Annotated in this window: 2 protein-coding genes; both read right to left on the reverse strand. The window is 76.6% G+C overall.

All coding sequences use genetic code 11. The features are described from left to right. Nucleotides 1–1,458: NAD(P)H-hydrate dehydratase (locus ACE3Q3_RS24125; RefSeq protein WP_374450372.1), on the reverse strand; the 1,458-nt coding region annotated here is incomplete at its 3' end. Between the two features lie 9 nt (nt 1,459–1,467). Further along, nucleotides 1,468–2,109: SDR family NAD(P)-dependent oxidoreductase (locus tag ACE3Q3_RS24130; RefSeq protein WP_374450374.1), on the reverse strand; the 642-nt coding region annotated here is incomplete at its 5' end.

Below are 2,109 nucleotides of genomic sequence, written 5' to 3' on the forward strand. Positions count from 1 at the left end.
CAGGGCAGCGAGAATTCCCGGCAGTTCGGTCGCGAGATCGTCGGCGATCAGGCCCTCGCCGCAGCGGTCGGCGGCGGCGCCATGCAGCCACACCGCCATCGCCGCCGCCTCGAAGGCGGGAATGCCCTGCGCCAGCAGCCCGACGGCGAGGCCCGCCAGCACGTCGCCCGTGCCCGCCGTGGCGAGCCAGGGCGGCGCGTTCTCGTTGATCGCGATCCGCCCGTCCGGTGCCGCGACGATGGTATCGGCGCCTTTCAGCACGACCACCGCACGGCTCGCCGCGGCGGCCGCCCGGGCCCGGGCCAGCCGGTCCCCGTCGAGCCCGAACAGGCGCTGGAACTCGCCCTCGTGCGGCGTCAGGATCGCCGGCGCGCGGATGGCGCCGAAGAGCGCCTCGGCCCGTCCGGCGAAGACGGTCAGCGCGTCGGCGTCGAGGACCGCCAGCCGTCCGGCGGCGAGGACGCGCAGCACCCGCTCGGCCAGCCCGCCGCCGGCTCCGCCGTCGACTCCACCGCCCGGGCCGAGCAGCCAGGCGTTGCGCCGCGGATCGGCCAGCAGCTGGGCGAAATCGTCCTCGACTGCCAGCAGCAGCGCCGCCGGCTGTGACGCATAGGCCGCGATCGCCCCGGCCGGGACCATCACCGAGACGAGGCCGGCGCCGGCCCGGGCGGCGGCCCCGGCCGCGAGCCGCGCAGCGCCGGTCAGCCGGCCGCCGCCGACGACGACGGCATGGCCGAAGCGGTACTTGTGGTCGTCGGGACCGCGCCGCCGCCTGAGGTGCCGCCAGAGGCCGGGCCCGTTCGCCCGGATAGCCGGCGCGATCGCGTCCAGCACCGCCGGCGGAATGCCGATGTCGGCGACCGTGACCCGGCCGCAGAGCAGGCGGCCCGGCGCCAGCAGGTGGCCCGGCTTGCGGCGGAAGAAGGTGACCGTCGCCTGCGCCGCCGCCGCGTACCCGCGGACCTCGCCCGTGTCGCCGTCGACCCCCGACGGCACGTCGACGGCAAGGATCGGGATGCCGCCGGCGACGGCGCCCTGCAGCGTCGCCGCCGCAACGCCGTCGACGGGGCGCGACAGGCCGGCGCCGAACACGGCGTCGACGACGAGGGCCGCCCCCGCGACGCAGCCGGGCGCCATGGCGTCGACCGGCCCTGGCCAGCGCTCGGCATGAATGCGGGCGTCGCCCGCGAGGCGGCGCGGATCGCCCAGTTGCGCGACGCGGACCGGCCGCCCGGTCCGGGCGAGCCAGCGGGCCGCGACATAGCCGTCGCCGCCGTTGTTGCCCGGCCCGCACAGCACCACGACCGGCCCGGCCGGCACGAGGCGGGCCGCGGCGACGGCGACCGCCCGGCCCGCCGCCGCCATCAGGTCGGCGCCCGGGACGCCCCCGGCGATCGCGCCGCGATCGGCCCGGGCCATCTCGGCCACCGTCAGCAGCGGCTCGCCCGGCGGGATCATGGGCCGATCCTAGAGCGGCGACACGACGTGCCCGCCATCGACGGTGAGCGTCGCCCCCGTCATGTAGCGGCCGGCGTCGGACGCGAGCAGCATCAGCGCGCCGTCGAGATCCTCCGGCTTGCCGAGGCGGCGCTGCGGGATGCGCCGGATCACCGCCTCCCCGGCCGGGCTGGCGAAGAAGGCGCGGTTGATGTCGGTCTCGATGTAGCCGGGAGCGATCGCGTTCACCCGGATGCCGTAGCGCGCCCATTCCAGCGCCAGCACCCGGGTCAGGTGGTCGAGCCCGGCCTTGGACGCGGCATAGGCGGCGAGCTGGCCGGCGGTGCGGAGCGCGGTGATCGAGGCGATGTTCACGATCGAGCCGCCATGGCCGCGTTCGACGAGCCGCCTCGCGACCGCGCGGGCGACCAGGAAGGCGCCGCGCAGGTTGGTGTCCATCGTCCCGTCCCAGTCCTCGGCAGTCGTCTCCAGGGCCGGCTTGGCGGTGGCGATCCCCGAATTGTTCACCAGGACGTCGATCGGCCCCATGGTGTCGAACACCCGGGCGACGGCGGCGTCGACCGATTCCGGGTCGATGACGTCCATCGCGACCGACATGGCGTGGCCGCCCGCCTCGGCGATCTCGCGCGCCGCGGCGTGCAGCCGGTCCTT

Source organism: Allostella sp., from assembly GCF_041913585.1.
Classification (GTDB): Bacteria; Pseudomonadota; Alphaproteobacteria; order ATCC43930; family Allostellaceae; genus Allostella.